Genomic DNA, 25,698 nt, shown 5'->3' with positions numbered 1-25,698 from the left:
TCTGAGCGATAATATAATTCGCAATTTCTATCATTGACCATTAATCACGGAGCGACGAATGGCAACGCATTTTGCAAGAGGGATACTCAACACCCGGGAACCGCTATCAACACGCCTGTCAGCGGCCTGTCATCAATCCGCCAGCCGCCTGCCTGAGTACCGACAAAGCCGCTATCGCGCATCACGGTCACTCCTCGCAGAACTCCTCTTTATGCTGTACGGCATCAGCGAACTTCCTGAAATTATTGACGAAGAGAATGGAAAACCCGCTTTCCGCGACGAAAATCTCCCGCGTTTTTCCATCTCCTATGCCGGGAATATTGTCGGCGTCGCGTTATCCACCGAAGGTGATTGCGGCCTGGATATGGAATTACCGCACGCCTCCCGCAGTTTACATGCCTCGCCCGACGCCGACCGCTACGTCTTTAACAGTAATGAGCGGGTATGGATTAGCAACCAGCACGATCCCGATGAAGCGCGCGCTCAGCTTGACGCACTCCGCAAAAGCGTCATGAAACTGACCGGTGAAAACGCCGTTAACCTCCAGCTTCTTCCGGGCTCCGGACGATTACGGACAAGCGGGACGCAGTCAATCGAAGCGGTGTGCGATGCCGAAACGGTGCTGGTCTGGTCCATCGCCGCCAGTCCGGATATCGGCCAGCTGAAAGTCTGGGAATATAATGGTAAAGAGGGCTGGCGCAGCCTGCCCGACGCGCAGGCTCGCGCCAGAGAGCCGTCCGCCCGGCTGATGCGTTTCACCCATTTACCGGTAGAAAAAGCCTTCTCCCTCAACTGACCGGATAACCCGGCCATCATGATGCAAAGGAGCAATCATGTCTGATACGTTGAAAGTTGTTACGTTACTCGGAAGTCTGCGCAAAGGCTCTTTTAATGCCATGGTCGCGCGTACCCTCCCCGGCATCGCGCCCGCAGGAATGGCGGTTTCCGCGTTACCGTCCATTGGCGATATTCCTCTCTATGATGCCGACGTCCAGCAGGAAGAGGGATTCCCACAAAGCGTTCAGGATATCGCTCAGCAAATTCGCGAGGCTGATGGCGTGGTTATCGTTACGCCGGAATACAACTACTCGGTGCCCGGCGGCCTGAAAAACGCCATCGACTGGCTATCTCGCCTGCCGGAACAGCCGCTGGCCGGTAAGCCGGTACTGATTCAAACCAGTTCGATGGGAGCTATTGGCGGTGCGCGCTGTCAGTATCACCTGCGTCAGATTCTGGTATTCCTCGACGCTATGGTGATGAATAAGCCCGAATTTATGGGCGGCGTGATTCAGAACAAAGTGGATCCGCAGGAGGGGAAAGTCGTCGATCAGAGCACGCTCGACCATCTGAGCGGACAGCTTAGCGCTTTTGCCGAGTATATTCAGCGAGTTAAAGCCTGATAGACGCCGTCACACTCGCCAGAACGGCTGAGTGTGACGGCGCGGGTATTAATGCGCGTCGATAAACACAATCTTCAGCACAAACAGCAGCGAAACCACAATCACGCATGGGCTGAGGTCGCGCAGTCGACCGGTACCGATCTTCATTACGCAGTAAGAGATAAAGCCTAAGGCAATACCTTCCGTAATGGAGAAGCTAAACGGCATCATCACGGCGGTAATAAACGCCGGCACTGATTCGGTTAAATCATCCCACTTCACGCGCGCCAGGCTAGAGGTCATCAGGACGCCAACGTAAATCAGCGCGCCGGCTGCGGCATAGGCCGGGACCATACCCGCCAGCGGCGACAGGAAGATCACCAGCAGGAACAAGAGACCAACGACCACGGCGGTTAAGCCGGTACGTCCGCCTACGGAAACGCCCGAGGAAGATTCAATATAGGCGGTTACGGAAGAGGTGCCGATAAAGGAGCCCGCAACGGACGAGACGCTATCGACAAACAGCGCCTGCTTCATCCGCGGGAACTTACCCTGCGCATCGGCCAGACCAGCTTTATCGGTCACGCCGATCAGGGTACCGGAGGAGTCGAACAGGTTCACCAGCATAAACGAGAAGATCACGCCCGCCAGGCCGAGATTCAGCGAGCCTGCCAGGTCAACATGCCCAATGACCGTCGTGACGCTCGGCGGCATGGATACGATGCCGGTGTAGTGAACGTCGCCCAGCAGCCAGCCCAGCAGCGTGGTAACCACGATAGAAACCAGCACCGCGGCGTGGATGTTGCGGGAAGCCAGAATCGCAATAATAAAGAAGCCAAGAATGCCCAGCAGTACGCTGTGGGACGTCAGGTTGCCGATGCTCACCAGGGTTTCCGGGTTGGCGACGATCACGCCGGCGTTCTTCAGGCCCATCATACCGATGAACAGGCCAATACCGCTGGTGATACCGATACGCAGGCTAACCGGGATATTGGCGATCATCCAGTAGCGTACGCGGAAAATCGTCAATAGCAGCAGGCCAACCGCCCCCCAGAAAATCGCGCCCATCCCGACCTGCCACGGCAGGCCCATTGCCTGTACCACGACAAAAGCAAAGAAGGCGTTCAGTCCCATCGCCGGCGCCAGGGCCACCGGAAGGTTAGCGAACAGGCCCATCATGATGCTGCCGAACGCGGCGATCAGACAGGTTGTGACGAACACGGCGCTGGTATCCATACCCGCCACGCCGAGGATCTGTGGGTTAACAAAAACGATGTACACCATTGTCAGAAAAGTGGTGAAACCTGCAATCGCTTCGGTGCGTGCCGTCGTGCCGTGTTCACGTAGTTTGAACACGCGCTCCAGCAGACCCGGGCCAGATGACTGGCTGGTTTGTTGTTGACTCATTATCGGTTTCCGAACAAAGGAGGGAAAATTCGTCGCTATCCTATACCAAAATGCGACAATAAGGGCGGTTGTGAGATACTTTTTTTCATCGATTTTGCTTATACGGCAACGATTGCGTCTCACTAATCAGCAAGACGAAAACGTTAACTTATTAAAATGGAAACGACATGACCCAACCAGAAGCAGTATTTTTCGACTGTGACGGCACGCTGGTCGACAGCGAGGTGATCTGCTCCCGCGCCTACGTTCACATGTTCAGGGAATTCGGCATTACGCTGGATTTAGACGAGATTTTTAAGCGCTTCAAAGGCGTCAAGCTGTACGAGATTATCGACACCATTAACGCGGAGTACGGCGTTAATCTGGATAAGGCGACCCTTGAGCCGGTGTACCGCGATGAAGTCGCGCGCCTGTTTGATACTGAACTGGAAGTCATTTCTGGCGCACAGGCGCTGCTGGACGCGGTCAGCGTGCCGATGTGCGTGGTCTCCAACGGCCCGGTGAGCAAAATGCAGCACTCTCTCGGTAAAACCGCAATGCTGCACCATTTCCCGGAGCGTCTGTACAGCGGCTACGATATCCAGCGCTGGAAGCCCGATCCGGCCCTGATGCTGCATGCCGCAAAAGCGATGAACGTTAACGTCGAGAACTGCATTCTTGTCGACGACTCCAGCGCAGGCGCGCAGTCGGGGATCGCCGCCGGCATGGAAGTGTTCTACTTCTGCGCCGATCCGCATAATAAGCCGATCGAACATCCGAAGGTGACGACGTTTACCCGCCTCGAAGAGCTACCTGAGTTATGGCAGGCGCGCGGCTGGAATATAACGCGATAAACCCGGAGCGTAGCGCTATCAGGGCGCGTCCCGCCTGCGCTACGCTGAAAGTGGATTACGGTTGACTCAACTCCGCAGCCGCCGCTTTATCAGCCACAATCACCAGGGAAGGATGTAATTTCAGCACCGAAGCCGGAACCCGCTCGCTGACTTCGCCTTCAATCACCTGCCTTAGCGCCTGCGCTTTTGCCGCGCCGCTGACGATCAGCAGCAGGTTTTTCGCCGCCATGACGCTTTTTGGCCCCATCGTGACGTAGCTATCCGGCACCGCAGAGAAGTCGCCGTCCATCTCGCCGTGAGCGACCAGATCCACCATATCGCCGACGATAGAGACTTCCACCGTCGCATCGTGGAAGCGCGTGGTATTCGGCAAATTACCGCAAAAATGGCCGTCAGCGCCGAGGCCCATCACTATCAGATCGAGGCCCCCTTCGTCCTGTAACCGCTGGTCGTGATGCCTGAAGTTTTCATGGCTGAGCGGGTGGATATTCTCTTCAGAGATTTGCGCGGGGGTGAAAAACAGGCTGCGCAGATTGGAAATGGTCACGCCTTCACGATTCTGTCCGCGGAACGGAATCTCGTCAAAGTTGTAATAATGGACCTGAGAATAGAACGATTTACCTTTAACCGCGGCCGTCAGATGTTCATACATTTTCTTCGGCGTACTGCCTGCCGTTACCGCCAGGTTCACCCTGCGCGGCGCGGTGATGTAGCCCAGAACGTGATGGCTGGCGACCAGGCTCATCTCGGCATAATCTTCCGTCACGATTAATTTCATATTGTCTCCCTCAAGGTATTGAAGATAAGGAGCCAGCGAACTGGCTCCTTCATGCTATTTGAACAACTTCTGTACAAATTCGGCGTAGGCGGGACGCCAGACGTCCATTTCATGGTTCAGGCCCGGATACTCATGGTAATCAAAGTTGATTTTCTGCTTCTCCAGCTCCGCTTTCAGCCCGGCGATATCCTTGCCGGTAACCACGTCTTTCTCGCCCACGACGACGGTAAAGTTACGCAGCTGCTTGTTGATCGCCTGTGGGTTGTGTAGCTGCGCCTCGACGCCGGCATCCGGTACCGTGGTTGTCGTTACGCCGCTGAACGTCGCCAGCCAGCCGAAGCTCTCCAGATGGTTCATTCCGGAGACCAGCGCCTGATAACCGCCCTGCGACAGCCCGGCAAGCGCCCGGCCGTCCGCGTCTTTACGCACGTTAAAGCGCGCATCAATCAGCGGAATAATATCGTTCATCAGCTCTTTATCAGCCGCTTTCGCATTCAGCGGATAGAAGGTTTTACGCCGCTCCTGCGGCGGGAAGTTTTCCGCAACCGCGTCAGGAATATCGGTTTCGGTATCCGGCACCACCACCAGCATGGGCTTGATTTTGCCTTCCGCCAGCAGGTTATCCATGATTTGTGGAATACGGCCCTGGTCGATGGCCGACAGTCCGCTGTCGCCAAAACCGTGATAGAAATAGAGCACCGGCAGCGATTCGCCGGTACCGGTATAGCCTGGCGGCGTCCACACGTAGACGCGACGCTCAGCGTTCAGCGCCTTTGAATGATAGGTCAGGGTTCGTAGCTCGCCGTGAGCGACCGCGCGATCGTCAAGAATGCTGCCGGGGACCAGGATCAGGCTGGTATTCACCTGACGCTGTGGCTTCTGATAGCGGCTACCGGTATCGACGGAACGGAATCCGTCGACATCAAAATAGTATTCGTAGAGATTGGGAGCCAGCGCATCGCTTTTCCATGTCCAGACCCCCTGCTCATCTTTGCTCATATCATGGGAGACAAAGGTATCCGGCGTTGCCCCCGTTACCACGGACACCCGTTTTGCATCCGGGGCAAACAGGCGGAAGGTGATACTCTTATCGGCGTTAACCTGGGTAATATACTGGCTGACCGGGATCGCCGCGCTCGGCGTGGCCGGAAACGGCGCGGCATGAGCGGTAAACGCCGCGCCCGCCAGCGCCAGAGCGAAGTAAATAGCATGTCGTTTCATCGTTAATCCTCTTTAGAATTTTGTCCTGACCGTTGCCAGCCTTACCACCAGATTTCAGCCTGAGCGCCAACGGCAAACTGATCGTTCTTACCATCTTCAAAAATGCTGCTGGTATTGCTGTTAGCCGCCTTATCCAGGTCGATATCCTTCGCTTTAATATAAGTCGCATAGAAACGAATTTCCGGGCGGGAGGTCAGCATACTGGTATTCACTTTAAAGGTATGGAACAGGGTAGTTTTGTAGCCGGATTCGTTATATTTCTTGCCGGTACTATCTTTGTTCTGCTGCTTGAAATAGCCCAATTCAACGCCGGTCTGATTATATTTATCCCAGATCCAGGCCGGGCGCACGACGGCGCGAAGAGACTCAAAATCGGAGTGCGCGCCGGTCTCGTAGCTGTAGACATCATTACCAAAGGAGTAAACGATGGCGTTCGCCATGATGATGTCATCACTCAAATAGGTTTCCCCCTGCGAGGTCAAGCGAACGGCGGTGCCGTTGGTATGATCGCCATAGTATCTGCCGTTGAATGTGGTATACGGGCTGGATCCCGCATAGCGCGAGAAGCTGCTGGCGATGGAGTTATTTGCCAGCAGGAAGGAAAATTCGTTAAATCCGCCGTTATCAAATTTCTGCGTTAACGACGTCCCCGCCATCCAGGTATCTTTCCATTCATAATATCCATTATTACCTTCATTATATTTCTCGGATGAGCTCTGATTTGCCGCGACATACCGGCCGCTGACCATCAATGACGCCTTATCCCAAAGCGGGATCTCTTTATAACGAATATCAATAGTATTGGTGTTAATTTGCTGGCTTTTGGTCAACGTACGGTTGTAGTCATCAACGTCCTCGCGCACCAGCGCAATATCAAACTTACCCGAGCCCACCTTCCAGTTTTCAAGACCAACGCCGGCTGCGGCATCGGTTCTTTGCGTTTTCCAGTCCAGCATCTGGATTTCAATTTTCGGCGCACCGTGCTTACCCACCCAGAAATCCGCTTCCGGCGCGAATGGCAGGAAACCTTTGGTGTTGACGTACATATCAGAGAACTGCATATAGTTCTCGCCGCCAGCGTTATCGCCAAACCAGCCGGAGGAATACTGCTGCCCGACGTTGCCGTCAAGCATCACGATCGCATCAACCCGCTTATTGCCTTCCTGATAAACCCGCTGCTTAAGTTGTAAATCAAACCAGCCCGAATATTCATTACCAAAGCGACCCAGCGAGCCAATCGCCCAGGACTTAGGTGAACCATGGGATGCGGTCCCCCAGCCGGAACGGTAATAGCCGTTATAGCTGAAGCCAATTTCATCCTTCACAAACTTGCTGAAATCCTTCATTGTCATCGAGCTGTAAATGGACTCGCCGTTAGCCGCGGGCTGTTCGTTTTTCACCAGAACCGCCGCCGGTTTTGCAGCGCCGCCGGCCGGCGCGGGCGCGCTGACAACCTGCGCGGACGCGCTCTGCTCAGGTGCGCCAGGCTGCGTACCGGCAATCCAGAGTCGATTTCTGGCCTTCTCTTCATCTTGATATTTTTTTAGTTCGCTCTGCGTATCCTTAAGCGCCTTCTCCAGAAGCTCAAGACGCTGTTCAACGGTTAGCGATTCCGCCATAGCATGGGTTGTATAAGCGAGCGGCGCCATAATAAGTATTGCCGGGGTAATCAGATTTCTTTTAAACATAAGTTCCCTTTATATAAAAATGCGTGCAACTGAGTATCGCGATAAAATGTCAACTAACGCGAAGGCGTATTTTTATTTTTCTATCGAATAAAGCTTGTTACCGAAAAGGTGTTCCCCTTAAGGAAAAAAAGAACGTTATTAAAACCAGCACTATTATTTATTCGGTTAATACCATCCTGGTTTACCCACAAACAGCCTTGCATCAAATCAAAAAAAACCTGAAGCAATCCCCCTGCAGAAAACAGAGGAGGCTTGCTTCAGGTTTTGCCCGCGCTGCGGTAACAATCCCTTTCATCGGCTGATGGCGGATTATCTGGCAAAAAAAAACCTGACATCACCAGGTTAACGGTGATGTCAGGTTTTGCCTGCTTGCGCAGTAACAATCCAGAGTTTTTATTCGAGCCTTGCCGCAACAAGTCACCCGATTAATGTACCGCATTGTTACGCTATTAAAATCAAACCACAATTGATGAAATTATTATTTGTGACGACAATCGCACCAATTTTGTTAATTAAAAACAGGAGTAAAATTAATCATAACTAATTCTGATACATCCTTTATCAGAATTAGTCTCTGTGATTTATTACTCTTTAGGATCTTTCCCGGCCAGCAGTTTATCCAGCTCGTCGCCGCCAACGTGACGGAAATCCTGACCTTTGACGAAGTAGAAAATATATTCGCAGATGTTCTGGCAACGGTCGCCGATACGCTCAATCGAGCGGGCGCAGAACAGGGCGGTCAGGACGCTTGGAATGGTGCGCGAATCTTCCATCATATAGGTCATCAGCTGGCGCACGATGCCTTCATATTCCTGGTCGACTTTCTTATCTTCGCGATAAATACGCACCGCTTCATCAAGGTCCATACGCGCAAAGGCGTCCAGCACATCATGCAGCATCTGCACGGTGTGGCGCCCCAGCGATTCCAGGCTCACCAGCAGCGGCTGATGCTGCTGGGAGAATTTTTCCAGCGCGGTGCGGCAGATTTTATCCGCGACGTCGCCGATGCGTTCCAGCTCGGCGATGGTTTTAATAATCGCCATCACCAGACGCAGGTCGCTGGCGGTCGGCTGACGCTTGGCGATGATGCGCACGCAGGCCTCATCGATCGCCACTTCCATCATATTGACCTGCTTGTCGCCGTCAATAACGCGCTTTGCCAGTTCGCTGTCCTGGTTATGCATCGCGGTGATCGCATCAGAAAGCTGCTGCTCCACCAGCCCACCCATGGTCATGACCTGGGTGCGGATGTACTCCAGTTCAGCATTGAACTGGCCGGAAATATGTTTGTTAAGATTTAGGTTATCCATAGTATCTCCTGATTGCCCAATAGGTTAGAGCCTGATAGCAGAAGGGCAATCAACCGTAGCGGCCAGTAATATAATCTTCAGTTTGCTTCTTAGCGGGCTTGGTAAACAGATCGTCCGTGTTGCTGAATTCAATCAGCTCGCCAAGATACATAAATGCCGTATGGTCGGAGCAACGCGCGGCCTGCTGCATGTTGTGGGTCACGATAACGACGGTGTAATCCTGTTTCAGTTCAGTGATCAGCTCTTCAATACGCCCGGTAGAGATCGGGTCCAGCGCCGAGCAGGGCTCATCCAGCAGCAGAACTTCCGGACGAATAGCGATACCGCGCGCGATGCACAGACGCTGCTGCTGGCCACCGGAGAGAGAATATCCGCTCTGATGCAGTTTATCTTTGGTTTCATTCCACAATGCGGCTTTGGTCAATGCCCACTGCACGCGCTCATCCATATCCGTGCGGGAAAGCTTCTCAAACAGGCGCACGCCAAAGGCGATGTTGTCATAAATCGACATCGGGAACGGCGTCGGCTTCTGGAACACCATCCCCACTTTGGCGCGCAGCAGAGCGATATCCTGGGTGTTGGTCAGAATATTATCGCCATCGAGCAGAATTTCGCCTTCCGCACGCTGCTCCGGGTACAGCTCAAACATTTTGTTGAACGTACGCAGCAGCGTGGATTTACCGCAGCCTGACGGTCCGATAAACGCCGTAACCTGGTTTTTGGTAATATCCAGGTTGATGTTTTTCAGGGCATGGAATTTTCCGTAGTAGAAATTCAGGTTACGAACTGAAAGTTTACCCGGGGTCGCATTCACCATACTCATCTCGTTCTTTTCCTCATTCGGCGCCGCGTTTCGCCGCGCCGCAAAAATTAACCGTGTTTATTCTTCGCGAAAACAACGCGCGCCAGAATGTTCAGCAGCAATACGCACAGGGTGATAATCAAGACCCCGGCCCATGCCAGTTGCTGCCACTCCGCAAAGGGACTCATGGCAAATTTGAAAATCGTCACCGGCAGGTTAGCAATCGGCTGCATCATGTCGGTGCTCCAGAACTGGTTGGAGAGCGCGGTAAACAGCAGCGGCGCCGTTTCCCCGGCGATACGGGCGATGGCCAGCAGAATACCGGTCATAATGCCCGATACCGATGCTTTCAGGGTGATCGCAGAGATCATGCGCCACTTCGGCGTACCCAACGCATATGCCGCCTCACGCAGGCTGTCCGGAACCAGCTTCAGCATGTTTTCAGTAGTACGAATAACGATAGGCACCTGCAGCAGCGCCAGCGCAATCACGCCCGCCCAGCCGGAAAAGTGCTGCATCTGCGCAACGACGATGGTGTAAACAAACAGACCGACGACAATCGACGGCGCGGAAAGCAGGATATCGTTAATAAAACGAATCACTTCGGCCAGCAAGGATTTACGGCCATATTCCGCCAGATAAATCCCCGCCAGAATCCCCAGCGGGGTACCGATAACCGTCGACCAGAGGATCAGCAATCCGCTGCCCGCCAGGGCGTTTGCCAGACCACCGCCCGCCGTATTTGGCGGCGGCGTCATTTCAGTAAACAGCGCCAGGCTCATACCATCGATGCCGCGGGTGACGGTGGACATCAGGATCCAGATCAGCCAGAACAGACCAAACGCCATGGTCGCCATCGATAGCGTCAGGGCGAGACGGTTTTTCATGCGGCGTTTTGCCTGCATTTTGCGACGGGATTCCGCCAGCTCCGCGGTGGTTTGTAATTCAATCGTCGCCATTAGCGAGCCCCCTCATTCTTAGCCAGGCGCATGATCATAAACTTCGATGCGGCCAGAACAATAAAGGTGATAACGAACAGAATCAGGCCCAGCTCCATCAATGCGGCAACGTGCAGTCCGGTTTCCGCTTCGGCAAACTCATTCGCCAGCGCGGAGGTGATGCTGTTGCCCGGCATATATAACGAAGCGCTATCAAGCTGGTAGGTGTTGCCGATAATAAAGGTCACCGCCATAGTTTCCCCCAGCGCGCGCCCCAGACCGAGCATTACCCCGCCGATCACGCCGTTTTTGGTGAAAGGCAGAACGATACGCCAGATAACTTCCCACGTTGTGCAGCCGATACCGTAGGCGGACTCTTTCATCATCACCGGCGTCTGTTCAAAGACGTCACGCATAACGGCCGCGATGTAAGGAATGATCATGATGGCCAGAATCACGCCCGCCGCCAGAATACCGATACCAAATGCCGGGCCCGCAAAGAGCGCGCCAACGAACGGAATGGTCGACAGAACGTTGCCAACCGGCTCCTGAAAATAGGTCGCAAACAGCGGGGCGAAAATAAACAGGCCCCACATGCCGTAAACGATACTGGGGATCGCGGCCAGCAGCTCAATAGCGATACCCAGCGGGCGCTTCAGCCAGGCGGGTGACAGTTCCGTCAGGAACAGCGCGATACCGAAGCTCACCGGTACGGCGATCAGCAGCGCGATAAATGAGGTGACCAGCGTCCCGTAAATGGGTACCAGGGCGCCGAAAATCTGGTTCGGCGCATCCCACTCTTTGGTCCACAGAAAGGCAAAGCCAAATTTCTCAATGCTTGGCCAGGACGAGATGATAAGGGAGACGATGATGCCGCCAAGCATCAATAGCACAATCAGCGCCGCCAGTTTTACCAGCACGCTGAAAATTATGTCACCCTTTTTCCCCGGAGGGTTAAATGCCGGCTTGGTTGCAGCCATAAGTTACTCTTCAGTTTCGGGCCAGAAAAAATCGTAGTTTACTGATCTTTCTGGCAAAGGTAATGCCATACCCTAAATAATTCGAGCTGCAGGCAGGCAGCTGGCTTGTGGATCCCCGGGAACATAGATGGGCTATGTGACCGGGGTGAACAAGCGCTGCCAACGCACCTGTAGCTCGAAGGCTGACGGGTATTAGTACAGCGCTTTACCGCTGCTGTCTTTTACGTTGGTCTTCCATGCCGCGCGAACTTGCTCAACCACGCTTTCCGGCAGGGTAGCATAGTCCAGCGCGTTGGCTTCTTTACCGCCATTTTTATACGCCCAGTCGAAGAACTTCAGCACTTCGGCGGTCTGCTCTGGCTTGTTGGAAGCCTTGTGAACCAGAATGAAGGTGGTTGAAGTGATCGGCCATGCGTTGTCGCCTTTCTGATTCGTCAGATCCTGTGCAAAGGATTTGCTCCAGTCGATTTCTTTCGCCGCGTTAGCGAAGTTATCTTCAGTCGGGCTCACCGGCTTGCCATCGGCGGACAGCAGTTTGGTGTAAGCGAGGTTGTTCTGTTTTGCGTAGGCATATTCTACGTAGCCGATAGAGCCCGGCAGACGCTGAACGAACGCGGCGATGCCGTCGTTGCCTTTACCGCCCAGACCGGTCGGCCAGTTAACGGTTGAGCCCGCGCCGATTTTAGATTTCCACTCTTCGTTCACCTTCGCCAGATAGCTGGTGAAAACGAAGGAAGTACCGGAACCATCGGCACGACGAACCACCGCGATGTTCTGAGAAGGCAGCTTCATGCCCGGGTTGAGCTTAGCAATCGCCGCGTCATCCCATTTTTTGATTTTGCCCAGGTAGATATCACCCAGCGTTTTACCGTCAAGCACCAGCTCACCGGATTTCACGCCAGGCAGGTTAATTGCCAGCACTACGCCGCCGATAACGGTCGGAAACTGGAACAGACCTTCCTGAGCCAGCTTGTCATCAGCAAGAGGTGCATCAGAAGCACCGAAGTCTACGGTGTTGGCCGTAATTTGTTTTACGCCGCCAGAGGAGCCGATACCCTGGTAATTGACTTTATTACCCGTTTCCTTGTTATAGGTATCTGCCCATTTGGCATACACCGGCGCGGGGAAAGTTGCACCTGCGCCAGTCAGGCTTGCTGCTGCAAAAACAGAGAAAGCGCTCATCGATAAGGTCGCGGCGACAACTGTTGCGACGGTGGTACGCATAACGTTCATAATGTCTCCTGCTGGATTCGTAAACCATTGTTTCGAAGCTATGGTGAGCAAAATAGGACAAACAGGTGACAGTAAAATGTACGAATTATTACAGTTTTATGACAAGCAAAAAGACGGGAATTTACGTTAAATAAAAACAATACAAATCATATTGTTACTATGGTTAATGATAGAAAGATTAGCGGAAAATTTTATTTTTATGACAGCGCAAAAGCGTCTCAAAAATGACAGGCTGTCATAAAGCGGGTGGGATCTCGCTGTTCGCCGCAAATAAAAAGGGCCGCCGGACGGCAGCCCTTTCAGCGCTGTAAAATCGTTATTCCACGGTAACTGATTTCGCCAGGTTACGCGGCTGGTCAACGTCAGTCCCTTTGATCAGCGCGACGTGATACGCCAGCAGCTGCAGCGGTACGGTATAGAAGATTGGCGCGATCGCCTCTTCAACATGCGGCATCTCAATGATGTGCATATTGTCGCTGCCGGTGAAACCCGCATCGCCGTCAGCAAAAACGTACAGCTGGCCGCCGCGAGCGCGAACCTCTTCAATGTTGGATTTCAATTTTTCCAGCAGTTCGTTGTTCGGCGCGACCACCACCACCGGCATTTCAGCGTCAATCAGCGCCAGCGGACCATGCTTCAGCTCGCCGGCAGCATAGGCTTCCGCATGAATATAGGAGATCTCTTTCAGCTTCAGCGCCCCTTCCAGGGCAATGGGATACTGATCGCCGCGGCCAAGGAACAGCGCGTGGTGTTTGTCAGAGAAGTTCTCAGCCAGCGCCTCAATACGCTTGTCCTGCGAAAGCACCTGCTCAATGCGGCTCGGCAGCGCCTGCAGACCATGCACGATATCATGTTCAATCGACGCATCCTGGCCTTTGAGTCGCGCCAGTTTCGCCACCAGCATCAGCAGAACGGTCAGCTGCGTCGTGAAGGCTTTAGTCGAGGCGACGCCGATTTCCGTCCCGGCGTTGGTCATCATCGCCAGATCGGACTCACGCACCAGGGATGATCCAGGCACGTTACAAATCGCCAGCGACCCCAGATAGCCCAACTCTTTCGACAGGCGCAGGCCGGCGAGGGTGTCCGCCGTCTCGCCGGATTGAGAGAGGGTGATCATCAGGCTGTTGCGACGCACGGCCGATTTGCGATAACGGAACTCGGAGGCGATTTCAACATCGCACGGCACCCCTGCCAGCGACTCAAACCAGTAGCGGGACACCATACCTGAGTTGTAGGAGGTACCGCAGGCGATGATCTGAATATGCTCGACCTTAGACAGCAGCTCGTTAGCCTGCGGGCCCAGCTCGCTTAAATCAACCTCGCCGTGGCTAATGCGCCCGGAGAGGGTATTTTTGATGGCGTTCGGCTGCTCGTAGATCTCTTTCTGCATATAGTGACGATAGATACCTTTATCGCCCGCGTCGTACTGCAGACTGGATTCAATATCCGGGCGCTGCACTTCGGCGCCGGATTTGTCAAAGAGAGTCACGGAACGGCGGGTGACTTCCGCAATATCGCCCTCTTCGAGGAAGATAAAGCGGCGGGTAACCGGCAGCAGCGCCAGCTGATCGGAGGCAATGAAGTTTTCCCCCATCCCCAGGCCAATCACCAGCGGGCTTCCTGAACGAGCGGCCAGCAGCGTACCCGGATCGCGGGAATCCATGATCACGGTGCCATAAGCGCCGCGCAGCTGCGGGATAGCCCGCAGAACCGCATCACGCAGAGTACCGCCCTGTTCCAGCTCCCAGTGAACCAGGTGCGCAATAACCTCCGTGTCAGTCTCGGAGGCGAAAACGTAGCCCCTCGACTGCAACAGCTCGCGCAGCGGCTCATGGTTTTCGATAATCCCGTTATGCACCACCACAATATGGTCAGAAACATGCGGATGCGCGTTACCTTCAGACGGTTCGCCGTGCGTCGCCCAGCGGGTATGGGCAATCCCGGTACCGCCGTGCAACGGATGTTCTTCCAGCGCCTGGGCCAGCATCTGTACTTTCCCGAGGCGGCGAACGCGGTTCAAATGACCTTCGTTATCGACGACGGCCAGACCGGCGGAGTCATAACCGCGGTATTCCAGACGACGTAAACCTTCGAGAAGGATTTCAGCAATATCACGCTGCGCGACTGCGCCAACAATTCCACACATAGTTTTTAATTCCGATTTTGGCTGTATGCCATACGTTGTCGGTCAACCTGTTTACCCGTATTTTCGGGCGCCCCGAGCCTTGTAGAGAGTGGGGTTATTTTTATGGGTACTGCCGTGGGGGGAGGATTATTTTATCCCCTCACCCCGCTCTTTCCCCGAAAAGGGCGAAAGAGAAATAGCGTTACTTTTTCTTCACCGGGCGCTGCCAGCCCTGTTTATGAACCTGCGGCACGCGGCTTAACACTAATTCATTATCGGCAACGTTACGCGTTACCGTTGTTCCTGCGGCAATGGTGACCCCCTTGCCGACGGTCACCGGAGCGACCAGCTGGCTGTCTGAGCCAACAAACACGTCATCGCCGATCACCGTTTTATGCTTATTTGCGCCATCATAGTTACAGGTGATGGTGCCCGCGCCGATATTCACGTTATCGCCTATCTCGGCGTCTCCGAGATAGGAAAGATGCCCGGCCTTCGTGCCTTTACCCAGACGCGCCTTTTTAATTTCAACAAAGTTGCCGACGTGCGCGCCTTCGAGAAGCTCAGCGCCTGGGCGCAGCCGCGCGAACGGCCCAATGGTACAGGCGGCTGCCAGATGAGCATCCTCTACTACGGTATAGGGGCTGATCTCGCAATCATCACCAATGATGCTGTTCTTGATGACGCAGCCGGTGCCAATCTTTACCCGATCCCCCAGCACCACGTCACCTTCGAAGATAACGTTAGTATCAATTTCGACATCGCGCCCGTGTTTCAGCACGCCGCGCAGATCAAAACGCGCCGGATCGCGCAGCATAACGCCCGCGAGCAGCAGTTCTTCAGCCTTTTCAAACTGCCAGACGCGCTCAAGCCGGGAGAGCTGCAGGCGGTTATTCACGCCTTCCACTTCGCTTAGACGCTGAGGATGAACAGCGGCAATTTCACGACCTTCTTCATAGGCCATGGCGATAATATCGGTGATGTAGTATTCACCCTGAACGTTGTTGTTGGTGAGCTTAGCCAGCCAGCGTTTAAGATCCGCGCCATTGGCGACCAGAATCCCGGTATTAATTTCCTGAATCCGGCGCTGCTCGTCGCTGGCGTCCTTATGCTCGACAATGCCCGTCACCGCGCCGTTATCGCGCGTGATGCGGCCGTAGCCGGTCGGATCGTCAAGCTTCACCGTCAACAGACCGATGCCGCCCTGCGGTTTCGCTTCCCGCAGACGCTTCAATGTTTCGACGGAAATGAGCGGCACGTCGCCGTACAGCATCAGGATATCTTCATCATCGCTGAAGAACGGCGCCGCCTGCTGCATAGCGTGGCCGGTACCTAGCTGTTCGGCCTGCAGGACCCAGTTGAGGTTATCTTCGTGCAGCGTCTGGCGAAGCAGATCGCCGCCGTGCCCGTACACCAGATGTACGGCGGAAGCGCCTAATTCTTTAGCTGCATCAATAACATGCTGCACCATTGGCTTCCCGGCCAGCGAATGCAACACCTTAGGAAGATCGGAATACATGCGGGTACCTTTGCCAGCGGCAAGAATAACCACGCTCATCGGACTGTTTGACATACGCATCCTGACTGCTGTTGGAACGAAAAGTAAAAGCCTTTCACGTTGAAATATCTACATATTTTTCATCATGAAACGAGACGAAGATAAAATGCACAAGTGTAACGCTATACACCATTTTAGGTGGGTATTTTTAGTCAGCGCAAACCCGTTTAGCGCAAAAAAAGCATTTTAATGAGTGGCAATGCCGGCTATCCCTCTGCTTTTGCTGTTTTTTTGGCGGGTAAATAAAGAAAACCCATAAAATAAAACACAGTTTTAATATTCATTAATTGTGACGTGATAAATAGAAACACCATTTCATTTTCCTGATAATGCCGGTTAATAATTACCCAGGAGAAAAGAATGAATAACAAAATACCTTTGGCATTAACCCTTTGCAGTACGATGATCGCGCTACCGCTGCAGGCCAACGATGGTCATCAGTGGCGGGCAATCGCCTTTGGGCAATCTACCGACAGCAATTTTTCCTCGAATGTTCTGCCGGAAAAAATTGGCGTCAACGATGTCACCATCGCCGGAAAAAAACTGACGCCGCAGGACGTCGCCGACCTCAGCCAGCCCATTACCATCGAGAGCCGGGGAGGTAAAATAGCCAATTCTCACGACGGACTGACCTTCTTTTACACCCGGCTACCGACCAGCCAGAATTTTATCCTGCAGGCTACGGTGACCGTCAATCAGTTTGGCCCGGAAAATGGCGCGCGTCCTGCGGCACAGGAAGGTGCGGGACTGCTGGTCCGCGATGTAATAGGAGTTCCGCGTCAACAGCCGCTGAAGGTCGGCTACGAAGAGTTTCCGGCGGCATCCAATATGGTGATGAACGCCATTATGACGCAGGATAAAAAAGATGGCTCACATATCAAATTGCAGGCTATCAGCCGGGAAGGGATAACCCAACCGTGGGGCAATGCGGGCGCATCAATAAAGCGTCAGAGCTATAAAGAGAAAATCGATATCCAGCAAACGCCGACGTTCCAGCTCAGACTGGAACGCACCAACGACGGGTTTATTACCTCATGGGCAGCAACGGGCAGTAATGAATGGGTAAGCCAGCAGGTTCCTCACGCCGATCTGGTTGCCCGGCAGGATAAAGAACATTACTACGTCGGCTTCTTCGCCTCACGTAATGCAAAAATCACCGTCAGCAACGCCTCGCTCACCACCTCAGCGGCACATACGGTTCCCTCCGCGCCGTATGTCGCTAAAGGCTGGCCGCCGGTTATGCAAATTGCTTCGGGAACAGTAAGCCAGAGCAAAGCTTACATCCTACAGGCGCGCACCAACAGCGATGGGCGCATCACCGTTCGTCAGGATGAAGTGGTGATCGGGCAGGATAAAACCGTGAAGGCCGGGGAAATGTTTACCCAGCCTGCCGTACTGAAAGATAAAAGCACGTTCGAAATCCGCTTCACTCCGGCTACCGGCGCGGAAACGCTGACCCAGACGCTGACGGTTGAACAGAGTCCCCAAGTGACAGGCAATACGCTCTACGCCGCGCCAGAGGGACAATCTCAGGCAAAAGGGACGGCGGACTCGCCGCTGGATTTCGTCTCCGCTATCAAACTCGTCCCGCCCGGCGGGCAAATTGTATTAGCCGCCGGAGATTACCCGCAAACGGCCATTCCTGTCAGCGCCAGCGGCCTGAAGGACAAAATCAAAACGCTAAAAGCCGACGGAAAAGCGGTTATTCACGGGCTGCTGCTGGATGCCAGCTACTGGCATATCGATGGGATTGAGATCACGGACAAGAGCCTGCGCGTACAGGGCAGCCATAACCTGATCGAGAACGTCACCGCGTATCGTAACGATGATACCGGCATTCAAATTTCCTCTCCGGCGGATGTTGGACGCCCGCTGTGGGCCAGCTTTAACCGGGTAGTGAATTCTGAATCCTTTAGTAACGAGGATCCGGGCAAAATTAACGCCGACGGCTTCGCGGTGAAAATGCGCGTAGGAGAGGGTAACCGGCTGGAGGGCTGTTACTCGCACGATAATATCGACGACGGTTTCGACCTGTTTAATAAAATTGAGGACGGTGCAAACGGCGTTGTGGTGATCGAGAACTCTATTGCCCGCAATAATACCAGTAACGGGTTTAAGCTCGGTGGGGAAGGGCAGCCGGTCGCCCACGAGGTACGTAACAGCATCGCCATCGATAACCATCTGGACGGTTTTACCGACAACTTTAACCCCGGCAAGCTGGTGGTGGTTAACAACGTCGCGGTAGATAACCAGCGCTTTAACTACCTGTTCCGCCCGAGTCCGTACGGTGCGCCGGAAACGCAGGGCACCTTCAGCGAGAACCTTTCCCTGCGCAGCCAGCCTGCGAAATATGACGATGCCGTTGTCGGGAATATTGACGATAGCAACTATTTTATCCACGGCGGCAGAAGCATCAACGCTCAGGGAAAACGCATTAACAGCGCCGATTATCAGACGCTGGCGCTGCCGGATCCGCTGACGCGTGAGGCCGACGGCAGCTTCAACACCGGTAACTTCCTTAGCCGCAACTAACCCGCTATGCGTGAAAAACATAAAGGTCGCCCTGGGGCGACCTTTTCACTTTCTGTCTGCTTCACACCGCATGTGTTGTCGTTTTAGTTAGCGGTACAGCGCAAAAACAGTCTGGAAAGTTGACTTCTTAGTGGTTGAACGTACCGAAGGTTACGTTCATAGCACTGAAGAAAGCGACGATTTTATTAAGCAGTTTCATGATCTCTTCCTGGATAGCGATTACGTTTTTGATGATTTTTTGTGATTCACATCACAAAAACAAGTCTACGCTTCATCTTTTAAACGATCAACAAAAATGAGATATGCATCACAAAATTTTTAAACCCACTTTTTAGTTTTGTTTTTTCTGAAACGAAGCCATAAAAAAAGCCAGCCTGGAAACCAGACTGGCTTTTAGCGTTCAAGCCGGTGTTACATCGCTTTTTTGGTCAACTCGATAACGCGCAGTTTAGCGATCGCTTTGGCCAGTTCCGCAGACGCCTGAGCGTAGTCCACGTCACCATGAGAGCTCTTAATGTGCTCTTCAGCCTTACGTTTCGCTTCCAGGGCTCGCGCTTCGTCGAGATCCTGGCCACGAATTGCCGTATCAGCCAGAACGGTCGTGCTACCCGGCTGCACTTCAAGAATGCCGCCTGACAGGTAGATAAATTCTTCGTGACCGTGCTGCTTAACGATGCGAATCATACCAGGCTTAATGGCGGTGAGCAGCGGCGCGTGCCCCGGGTAAATACCCAGTTCACCTTCGCTACCCGTTACCTGGATTTTCTCGACCAGACCAGAGAACATTTGTTTCTCTGCGCTGACGACGTCCAGGTGGTAAGTCATTGCCATATCACCCTCCGATTAAGGCGTTAAAGTTTTTTGGCTTTTTCCACGGCTTCGTCGATAGAACCGACCATGTAGAACGCCTGCTCCGGCAGGTGATCGTATTCGCCTTCCATGATGCCTTTAAAGCCACGGATGGTGTCTTTCAGGGAGACGTATTTGCCCGGAGAACCGGTAAATACTTCTGCCACGAAGAACGGCTGGGACAGGAAGCGCTGAATCTTACGCGCGCGAGCTACCACCAGCTTATCTTCTTCAGACAGTTCATCCATACCCAGGATGGCGATGATGTCTTTCAGTTCCTGATAACGCTGCAGGATGGACTGAACGCCACGAGCGGTGTCGTAGTGCTCCTGGCCAACAACCAGCGGATCCAGCTGACGGCTGGTGGAGTCCAGCGGGTCAACTGCCGGATAGATACCCAGAGAAGCGATCTGACGGCTCAGTACCACGGTTGCGTCAAGGTGCGCAAAGGTGGTTGCTGGAGACGGGTCAGTCAAGTCATCCGCGGGTACGTATACCGCCTGTACGGAAGTGATAGAGCCGGTTTTGGTGGAGGTGATACGTTCCTGCAGAACGCCCATCTCTTCCGCCAGAGTCGGCTGGTAACCTACCGCTGAAGGCATACGGCCCAGCAGTGCGGATACTTCAGTACCGGCCAGGGTGTAACGATAGATGTTATCGACGAACAGCAGAACGTCACGACCTTCGTCACGGAACTTCTCAGCCATGGTCAGGCCGGTCAGCGCAACGCGCAGACGGTTTCCCGGCGGCTCGTTCATCTGGCCATACACCAGGGATACTTTATCGATAACGTTGGAGTCGGTCATTTCGTGGTAGAAGTCGTTACCCTCACGAGTACGTTCACCTACGCCCGCAAACACGGAGTAACCGGAGTGCTCGATCGCGATGTTACGGATCAGCTCCATCATGTTTACGGTTTTACCTACACCCGCACCACCGAACAGACCAACTTTACCGCCCTTCGCAAACGGACACATCAGGTCGATAACTTTGATGCCGGTTTCCAGCAGTTCCTGAGAGTTTGACAACTCTTCGTAGGAAGGTGCTGCGCGGTGGATAGCCCAACGCTCTTCTTCACCGATGTCGCCTTTCATGTCTACCGGTTGGCCCAGTACGTTCATGATACGACCCAGCGTTGCTTTACCTACCGGGACTTCGATCGGATGCTCGAGGTCTTTTACTTCCAGACCGCGACGCAGACCGTCGGAAGAACCCATGGCGATGGTACGAACAATACCGCCGCCGAGCTGCTGCTGAACTTCCAGCACCAGATTCTCACTACCATTTTGTACCTCAAGAGCCTCGTACACGCGCGGTACGGCATCCTGAGGGAATTCGACGTCGACCACGGCGCCGATTACCTGGACAATTTTTCCAGTAGCCATCTTGAATCCTCTACGAATTAACCTGGTTATACCGCGGATGCTCCACCGACGATCTCGGTGAGTTCCTGAGTAATGCTGGCCTGACGAGCTTTGTTGTATACCAACTGCAGCTCTTTAATCAGGCTGCCGCCATTGTCGGTCGCGGCTTTCATCGCCACCATACGTGCGGCCTGCTCGCTGGCCAGGTTTTCTACCACGCCCTGATAAACCTGAGATTCCACATAACGGCGCAGCAGGGTATCCAGCAGCGCTTTCGGATCGGGTTCATACAGGTAATCCCAGGATTTACGCTTCAACTCACCATCTTCTGAAGCCGGTAACGGCAGCAGCTGAGTGATGGTTGGAACCTGAGACATGGTGTTAATAAATTTGTTGCTGACAATATACAGCTTGTCCAGACGGCCTTCATCGTAGGCCTGCAACATCACTTTTACCGGACCAATCAGTTCGGACAGGGATGGGTTATCCCCCATACCCGTCACCTGGGCGACAACATTACCGCTAACGGAATTAAAGAACGACACGCCCTTGGAGCCGATCATTGCGAGTTCGCACTGAACGCCTTTATCGGACCATGCTTTCATTTCCGCCAGCAGCTTTTTGAACAGGTTAATGTTCAAGCCACCGCACAGACCACGGTCGGTAGACACCACCAGGTAGCCCACGCGTTTAACGTCGCGTTCTTCCAGGTAAGGGTGCTTATATTCCAGATTACCGTTCGCAAGGTGACCGATCACTTTGCGCATCGTATCTGCATAAGGACGGCTGGCCGCCATACGCTCCTGCGATTTACGCATTTTGGAAGCGGCGACCATTTCCATCGCTTTAGTGATCTTTTGCGTGTTCTGGACGCTTGCGATCTTACTACGTATCTCTTTTGCGCCGGCCATGAGCTTCTCCTCAATGCCTTGCGGCCTGCCCTAGAGCAAGCCGCCAGACTTTACCAGGATTGGGTTGCTTTGAAGGAATCGAGGATGCCTTTCAGCTTGCCTTCGATTTCGTCGTTATAGCCACCGGACTGGTTGATCTCTTGCATCAACGGAGCGTGATCACGGTCGACGTAAGCCAGCAGAGCGGCTTCAAAGCTACCGATTTTCGACAGCTCGACATCCGCCAGATAACCACGTTCTGCCGCGAACAGAACCAGAGACTGCTGCGCAACGGACATCGGCGCATACTGTTTCTGTTTCAGCAGTTCGGTCACTTTCTGACCGTGGTCCAGCTGCTTACGGGTTGCATCATCAAGGTCAGAGGCAAACTGGGAGAACGCCGCCAGTTCGCGATACTGTGCCAGAGCGGTACGAATACCACCGGACAGTTTCTTCATGATCTTGGTCTGAGCTGCACCACCAACACGGGATACGGAGATACCCGGGTTAACCGCAGGACGAATACCGGAGTTAAACAGGTTGGTTTCCAGGAAGATCTGACCATCGGTAATGGAAATTACGTTGGTCGGAACGAACGCAGAAACGTCACCCGCCTGGGTTTCGATAATCGGCAGCGCAGTCAGAGAACCGGTTTTACCCTTCACTTCACCTTTGGTGAAAGCTTCAACGTATTCGACGTTAACACGTGCAGCACGCTCCAGCAGACGAGAGTGGAGGTAGAATACGTCGCCCGGGAATGCTTCACGTCCAGGCGGACGGCGGAGCAGCAGGGAGATCTGACGATAAGCAACGGCCTGTTTAGACAGGTCATCATAAATGATCAGCGCATCTTCACCGCGGTCGCGGAAGTATTCACCCATTGCACAACCGGCGTACGGCGCCAGGTATTGCAGTGCGGCAGATTCAGATGCGGTTGCAACCACAACGATGGTGTTAGCCAGCGCGCCGTGTTCTTCCAGTTTACGTACCACGTTAGAAATCGTGGACGCTTTCTGGCCGATGGCTACGTAGACGCACTTGATGCCGGAATCACGTTGGTTGATGATGGCGTCGATAGCCAGCGCGGTTTTACCGGTCTGACGGTCGCCGATGATCAGTTCACGCTGTCCACGACCGATTGGGATCATGGCATCAACGGATTTATAACCGGTCTGCACCGGCTGATCGACGGACTGACGTTCGATTACGCCCGGCGCGATAGCTTCAACGGCGGAGAAGCCGTCGTGCTCCAGCGGACCTTTACCATCAATCGGTGCACCCAGGGTGTTAACCACACGTCCCAGCAGGCCGCGGCCAACCGGAACTTCAAGGATACGGCCAGTACATTTAACCTTCATACCTTCGGCGAGGTCAGCGTACGGACCCATCACAACTGCACCTACGGAGTCGCGCTCCAGGTTCAGTGCGATAGCGTAACGGTTACCCGGCAGAGCGATCATCTCACCCTGCATACAATCGGCCAGGCCGTGAATGCGGATAACACCGTCACTTACAGAAACGATAGTACCTTCGTTATGAGCCTCGCTCACAACATTGAACTGAGCAATGCGCTGCTTGATCAGTTCGCTGATTTCGGTGGAATTCAGTTGCATGCTCCAGTCCCCTTAAGACTGCAAGACGTCTGCAAGGCGTTCAAGACGGCCGCGTACGCTACCATCAATGACCATATCACCCGAACGGATGATTACGCCTGCCATTACAGACTTATCGATTTTGCAATTCAGCTTAACTTTGCGTGACAGACGTTTTTCCATCGCGGCGGTAATTTTCGCAAGCTGTTCGTCACTCATTTGAGCGGCAGAAATAACTTCTACCTCTGCGGTTGCCTCACTGGCAGCGCGCAGGTGAATGAACTGCTCGAGAACATCAGGGAGCGCTTTCAGACGACCATTTTCAGCCATCACCCGGATCAGGTTTTGACCATTTTCGTCCAGCTGCTCACCACAAACCGCGATAAACACATCAGAGAGCGTTTCCGGCGCCAGTGCGCCAGAGAGTAGCTCTGCCATTTCTTCGTTTTTAGTCACTTCAGCAACAAACGCCAGCATATCCTGCCAGCGTTCAACGCTGTTGTGTTCGACGGCAAAGTCAAAAGCTGCTTTGGCGTAGGGGCGAGCTACCGTTACAAATTCAGACATCAGCCCCTCCCTCCTTACAGTTCAGCGACAAGTTTATCCACGATGTCGCTGTTAGCAGCTTCATCCACGGAACGTTCGATGATCTTCTCGGCGCCAGCAACAGCCAGGATAGCAACCTGCTTACGCAGCTCCTCACGGGCACGTTTACGTTCGGCATCGATTTCAGCCTGCGCCTGTGCGACGATTTTGGTGCGTTCCTGTTCTGCTTCCGCTTTTGCTTCATCCAGGATCTGAGAGCGACGCTTGTTCGCCTGCTCGATGATTACCTGGGCTTCCGCTTTCGCTTTTTTCAGCTGGTCGGTCGCGTTGGCCTGTGCAAGGTCCAAATCTTTCTTAGCGCGTTCTGCAGAAGCTAAACCGTCAGAAATTTCTTTCTGGCGCTTTTCGATGGCAGCCATTAAAGGCGGCCATACATACTTCATGCAGAACCATACGAAGATAACAAACGCGATGGCCTGGCCGAGGATTGTTGCGTTCATGTTCACAGCACAATACCTCTTAAAAAATAACTCTGTGGCTTAGGTTTCTTTCGAACAACTTACTACGCGACGGCGAACATCACGTACAGACCCAGACCTACAGCGATCATCGGGATAGCATCCACCAGACCCATAACGATAAAGAACTGAGTACGCAGCAGAGGAATCAGATCCGGTTGACGCGCTGCGCCTTCCAGGAATTTACCCCCGAGGATGCCGATACCGATCGCAGCACCGATTGCCGCCAGACCCATCATCACAGCGGCAGCCATGTACAGCAGATCCATATTCAGGTTTTCCATGACAGTCTCCAGTTTGTTTCAGTTAAAACGTAGTATGTTGGTAAAAATCAATGCTCTTCAGATGCCATCGACAGATAGACGATCGTCAGAACCATGAAGATGAAGGCTTGCAGCGTAATAATCAGGATGTGGAAAATGGCCCATGGCACATTCAGAATCCACTGTGACCACCACGGCAACAGGCCAGCAATCAGAATGAAAATCAGCTCACCGGCATACATGTTGCCGAACAGTCGCAGACCCAGTGATACAGGTTTTGACAGCAGGCTTACCCCTTCAAGGATTAAGTTGACAGGAATGAACGCCCAGTGATTGAACGGCTGCAGGGTCAGTTCTTTAACGAACCCGCCCACGCCTTTCATTTTGATGCTGTAGAAAAGAATCAGGATAAATACGCCAAGCGCCATCGACAGGGTGATGTTAACGTCAGCTGACGGCACCACGCGCAGAGCAGGCAGACCGAGAACGTGTTCGCCGATCCAAGGGATAAAGTCGATAGGCAGCAGATCCATCAGGTTCATCAGGAATACCCAGACGAACACGGTGAGGGCCAGCGGAGCAATGACCTTGCTCTTGCCGTGATACATATCTTTGACGCTGCCATGGACGAAGCCGATGATCATCTCAATGAAGGTCTGGAATTTACCAGGTACGCCGGTTGTCGCCTTTTTAGCCACGCTGCGGAACATAAACAGGAATAACAGACCGAGCACCACTGAGAAAAACATGGAGTCAATGTTGAGCGTCCAGAAGGTGGCCGGGGGGTTGTGCGGATCCACCAGCGAGAATGTACGCAGGTCCAGCTGAAGGTTGTTCAGATGGTGGCCTATGTAATCCTGCGGCGTCATATTTTCTGAAGCCATGATGCCTT

At 53.5% G+C, this 25,698-nt stretch carries 23 protein-coding genes; 4 read left to right on the top strand and 19 right to left on the bottom strand.

The annotated features are described in order from the left end of the window. The first annotated feature begins 58 nt into the window (after nt 1-58). Both ABLU96_RS15220 and ABLU96_RS15215 read left to right on the top strand, forming a co-directional pair. Nucleotides 59-796: a hypothetical protein gene (locus ABLU96_RS15220; RefSeq protein ID WP_046877123.1), complete on the top strand. Its 738-nt coding sequence runs from the start codon at nt 59-61 to the stop codon at nt 794-796. Between the two features lie 37 nt (nt 797-833). Next, nucleotides 834-1,400 carry an NADPH-dependent FMN reductase gene (locus ABLU96_RS15215; protein ID WP_004855733.1) on the top strand — a complete coding sequence of 189 codons (567 nt, stop codon included), beginning with the start codon at nt 834-836 and terminating at the stop codon, nt 1,398-1,400. 48 nt (nt 1,401-1,448) lie between these two features. Here the strand turns inward: ABLU96_RS15215 and adeP are convergent, their stop codons facing one another. Further along, nucleotides 1,449-2,786, bottom strand: a complete 1,338-nt coding sequence (adeP, locus tag ABLU96_RS15210) for an adenine permease AdeP (protein ID WP_014839859.1) — start codon at nt 2,784-2,786, stop codon at nt 1,449-1,451. Nucleotides 2,787-2,953: 167 nt separating this feature from the next. Here adeP and yieH point away from each other — a divergent pair, with 167 nt between their 5' ends. Then, a complete protein-coding gene (gene yieH / locus ABLU96_RS15205) occupies nt 2,954-3,619 on the top strand; it encodes a 6-phosphogluconate phosphatase (RefSeq protein ID WP_032718760.1) in 666 nt (221 codons plus the stop codon). A 55-nt stretch (nt 3,620-3,674) separates the two neighbouring features. Here the strand turns inward: yieH and ABLU96_RS15200 are convergent, their stop codons facing one another. From ABLU96_RS15200 to glmU, 10 genes are all read right to left on the bottom strand, one after another. Next, entirely contained in the window at nt 3,675-4,397 is a 723-nt protein-coding gene (locus tag ABLU96_RS15200; protein WP_064406039.1) for a glucosamine-6-phosphate deaminase, read from the bottom strand. A 54-nt stretch (nt 4,398-4,451) separates the two neighbouring features. Next, nucleotides 4,452-5,618 carry an alpha/beta hydrolase-fold protein gene (locus ABLU96_RS15195; protein ID WP_064406041.1) on the bottom strand — a complete coding sequence of 389 codons (1,167 nt, stop codon included), beginning with the start codon at nt 5,616-5,618 and terminating at the stop codon, nt 4,452-4,454. A 41-nt stretch (nt 5,619-5,659) separates the two neighbouring features. Then, nucleotides 5,660-7,306: a carbohydrate porin gene (locus ABLU96_RS15190; RefSeq protein WP_064406042.1), complete on the bottom strand. Its 1,647-nt coding sequence runs from the start codon at nt 7,304-7,306 to the stop codon at nt 5,660-5,662. 584 nt (nt 7,307-7,890) lie between these two features. Next, nucleotides 7,891-8,616, bottom strand: coding sequence for a phosphate signaling complex protein PhoU (gene phoU, locus ABLU96_RS15185; protein WP_004107251.1), 726 nt, complete (start codon nt 8,614-8,616; stop codon nt 7,891-7,893). 49 nt (nt 8,617-8,665) lie between these two features. After that, nucleotides 8,666-9,439 (bottom strand): phosphate ABC transporter ATP-binding protein PstB, encoded by a 774-nt coding sequence (gene pstB, locus ABLU96_RS15180; protein ID WP_004855746.1) that lies wholly within the window; start codon nt 9,437-9,439, stop codon nt 8,666-8,668. 47 nt (nt 9,440-9,486) lie between these two features. After that, a complete protein-coding gene (pstA, locus tag ABLU96_RS15175) occupies nt 9,487-10,377 on the bottom strand; it encodes a phosphate ABC transporter permease PstA (protein ID WP_004855748.1) in 891 nt (296 codons plus the stop codon). After that, nucleotides 10,377-11,336 carry a phosphate ABC transporter permease PstC gene (pstC, locus tag ABLU96_RS15170; RefSeq protein WP_004107261.1) on the bottom strand — a complete coding sequence of 320 codons (960 nt, stop codon included), beginning with the start codon at nt 11,334-11,336 and terminating at the stop codon, nt 10,377-10,379. Before pstC ends, pstA begins: the two co-directional genes overlap by 1 nt. A 192-nt stretch (nt 11,337-11,528) precedes the next feature. Next, on the bottom strand, nt 11,529-12,569 hold the full coding sequence (gene pstS, locus ABLU96_RS15165; protein ID WP_004127017.1) for a phosphate ABC transporter substrate-binding protein PstS: 1,041 nt from the start codon (nt 12,567-12,569) through the stop codon (nt 11,529-11,531). A 316-nt stretch (nt 12,570-12,885) separates the two neighbouring features. Next, entirely contained in the window at nt 12,886-14,715 is a 1,830-nt protein-coding gene (glmS, locus tag ABLU96_RS15160; protein WP_064406046.1) for a glutamine--fructose-6-phosphate transaminase (isomerizing), read from the bottom strand. 181 nt (nt 14,716-14,896) lie between these two features. Further along, a complete protein-coding gene (gene glmU, locus ABLU96_RS15155; RefSeq protein ID WP_032751777.1) occupies nt 14,897-16,267 on the bottom strand; it encodes a bifunctional UDP-N-acetylglucosamine diphosphorylase/glucosamine-1-phosphate N-acetyltransferase GlmU in 1,371 nt (456 codons plus the stop codon). A 345-nt stretch (nt 16,268-16,612) separates the two neighbouring features. Here glmU and ABLU96_RS15150 point away from each other — a divergent pair, with 345 nt between their 5' ends. Next, entirely contained in the window at nt 16,613-18,784 is a 2,172-nt protein-coding gene (locus tag ABLU96_RS15150) for a right-handed parallel beta-helix repeat-containing protein (protein ID WP_064406048.1), read from the top strand. 411 nt (nt 18,785-19,195) lie between these two features. On the opposite strand, the gene ABLU96_RS15145 is transcribed toward ABLU96_RS15150, so the two are convergent. The 8 genes from ABLU96_RS15145 to atpB are packed head-to-tail and all read right to left on the bottom strand — an operon-like array spanning nt 19,196 to nt 25,690. Continuing rightward, nucleotides 19,196-19,615, bottom strand: coding sequence for a F0F1 ATP synthase subunit epsilon (locus tag ABLU96_RS15145; RefSeq protein ID WP_004107274.1), 420 nt, complete (start codon nt 19,613-19,615; stop codon nt 19,196-19,198). Between the two features lie 20 nt (nt 19,616-19,635). Then, nucleotides 19,636-21,018: a F0F1 ATP synthase subunit beta gene (atpD, locus tag ABLU96_RS15140; RefSeq protein WP_004107276.1), complete on the bottom strand. Its 1,383-nt coding sequence runs from the start codon at nt 21,016-21,018 to the stop codon at nt 19,636-19,638. 26 nt (nt 21,019-21,044) lie between these two features. Beyond that, complete coding sequence (gene atpG, locus ABLU96_RS15135) at nt 21,045-21,908, bottom strand: F0F1 ATP synthase subunit gamma (RefSeq protein ID WP_004107278.1); 864 nt, start codon at nt 21,906-21,908, stop codon at nt 21,045-21,047. A gap of 50 nt (nt 21,909-21,958) precedes the next feature. Then, complete coding sequence (atpA, locus tag ABLU96_RS15130; RefSeq protein ID WP_004127029.1) at nt 21,959-23,500, bottom strand: F0F1 ATP synthase subunit alpha; 1,542 nt, start codon at nt 23,498-23,500, stop codon at nt 21,959-21,961. Between the two features lie 12 nt (nt 23,501-23,512). Further along, complete coding sequence (gene atpH, locus ABLU96_RS15125; RefSeq protein WP_004855764.1) at nt 23,513-24,046, bottom strand: F0F1 ATP synthase subunit delta; 534 nt, start codon at nt 24,044-24,046, stop codon at nt 23,513-23,515. A 14-nt stretch (nt 24,047-24,060) separates the two neighbouring features. Next, nucleotides 24,061-24,531: a F0F1 ATP synthase subunit B gene (gene atpF, locus ABLU96_RS15120; RefSeq protein ID WP_004107293.1), complete on the bottom strand. Its 471-nt coding sequence runs from the start codon at nt 24,529-24,531 to the stop codon at nt 24,061-24,063. A 56-nt stretch (nt 24,532-24,587) separates the two neighbouring features. Continuing rightward, nucleotides 24,588-24,827, bottom strand: a complete 240-nt coding sequence (gene atpE, locus ABLU96_RS15115) for a F0F1 ATP synthase subunit C (protein WP_000429386.1) — start codon at nt 24,825-24,827, stop codon at nt 24,588-24,590. Nucleotides 24,828-24,874: 47 nt separating this feature from the next. After that, complete coding sequence (gene atpB, locus ABLU96_RS15110; protein ID WP_004127037.1) at nt 24,875-25,690, bottom strand: F0F1 ATP synthase subunit A; 816 nt, start codon at nt 25,688-25,690, stop codon at nt 24,875-24,877. Nucleotides 25,691-25,698: the final 8 nt, after the last annotated feature.

Origin of the sequence: Klebsiella sp. CN_Kp106 (assembly GCF_040064575.1) — a bacterium.
Classification (GTDB): domain Bacteria; phylum Pseudomonadota; class Gammaproteobacteria; order Enterobacterales; family Enterobacteriaceae; genus Klebsiella; species Klebsiella michiganensis.
This window is presented reverse-complemented; position numbering and strand designations above follow the sequence as displayed.

Bases quoted from the DNA above. Each gene is read 5' to 3' on its own strand.
- phoU (WP_004107251.1), bottom strand. From the start codon at position 8,616: ATGGATAACCTAAATCTTAACAAACATATTTCCGGCCAGTTCAATGCT.
- yieH (WP_032718760.1), top strand. From the start codon at position 2,954: ATGACCCAACCAGAAGCAGTATTTTTCGACTGTGACGGCACGCTGGTC.
- ABLU96_RS15145 (WP_004107274.1), bottom strand. From the start codon at position 19,615: ATGGCAATGACTTACCACCTGGACGTCGTCAGCGCAGAGAAACAAATG.
- pstS (WP_004127017.1), bottom strand. From the start codon at position 12,569: ATGAACGTTATGCGTACCACCGTCGCAACAGTTGTCGCCGCGACCTTA.
- atpB (WP_004127037.1), bottom strand. From the start codon at position 25,690: ATGGCTTCAGAAAATATGACGCCGCAGGATTACATAGGCCACCATCTG.
- ABLU96_RS15190 (WP_064406042.1), bottom strand. From the start codon at position 7,306: ATGTTTAAAAGAAATCTGATTACCCCGGCAATACTTATTATGGCGCCG.
- atpA (WP_004127029.1), bottom strand. From the start codon at position 23,500: ATGCAACTGAATTCCACCGAAATCAGCGAACTGATCAAGCAGCGCATT.
- glmS (WP_064406046.1), bottom strand. From the start codon at position 14,715: ATGTGTGGAATTGTTGGCGCAGTCGCGCAGCGTGATATTGCTGAAATC.
- ABLU96_RS15215 (WP_004855733.1), top strand. From the start codon at position 834: ATGTCTGATACGTTGAAAGTTGTTACGTTACTCGGAAGTCTGCGCAAA.
- adeP (WP_014839859.1), bottom strand. From the start codon at position 2,786: ATGAGTCAACAACAAACCAGCCAGTCATCTGGCCCGGGTCTGCTGGAG.
- pstA (WP_004855748.1), bottom strand. From the start codon at position 10,377: ATGGCGACGATTGAATTACAAACCACCGCGGAGCTGGCGGAATCCCGT.
- ABLU96_RS15195 (WP_064406041.1), bottom strand. From the start codon at position 5,618: ATGAAACGACATGCTATTTACTTCGCTCTGGCGCTGGCGGGCGCGGCG.
- atpH (WP_004855764.1), bottom strand. From the start codon at position 24,046: ATGTCTGAATTTGTAACGGTAGCTCGCCCCTACGCCAAAGCAGCTTTT.
- glmU (WP_032751777.1), bottom strand. From the start codon at position 16,267: ATGTCAAACAGTCCGATGAGCGTGGTTATTCTTGCCGCTGGCAAAGGT.
- ABLU96_RS15220 (WP_046877123.1), top strand. From the start codon at position 59: ATGGCAACGCATTTTGCAAGAGGGATACTCAACACCCGGGAACCGCTA.
- pstC (WP_004107261.1), bottom strand. From the start codon at position 11,336: ATGGCTGCAACCAAGCCGGCATTTAACCCTCCGGGGAAAAAGGGTGAC.
- atpG (WP_004107278.1), bottom strand. From the start codon at position 21,908: ATGGCCGGCGCAAAAGAGATACGTAGTAAGATCGCAAGCGTCCAGAAC.
- pstB (WP_004855746.1), bottom strand. From the start codon at position 9,439: ATGAGTATGGTGAATGCGACCCCGGGTAAACTTTCAGTTCGTAACCTG.
- atpD (WP_004107276.1), bottom strand. From the start codon at position 21,018: ATGGCTACTGGAAAAATTGTCCAGGTAATCGGCGCCGTGGTCGACGTC.
- ABLU96_RS15150 (WP_064406048.1), top strand. From the start codon at position 16,613: ATGAATAACAAAATACCTTTGGCATTAACCCTTTGCAGTACGATGATC.
- atpE (WP_000429386.1), bottom strand. From the start codon at position 24,827: ATGGAAAACCTGAATATGGATCTGCTGTACATGGCTGCCGCTGTGATG.
- ABLU96_RS15200 (WP_064406039.1), bottom strand. From the start codon at position 4,397: ATGAAATTAATCGTGACGGAAGATTATGCCGAGATGAGCCTGGTCGCC.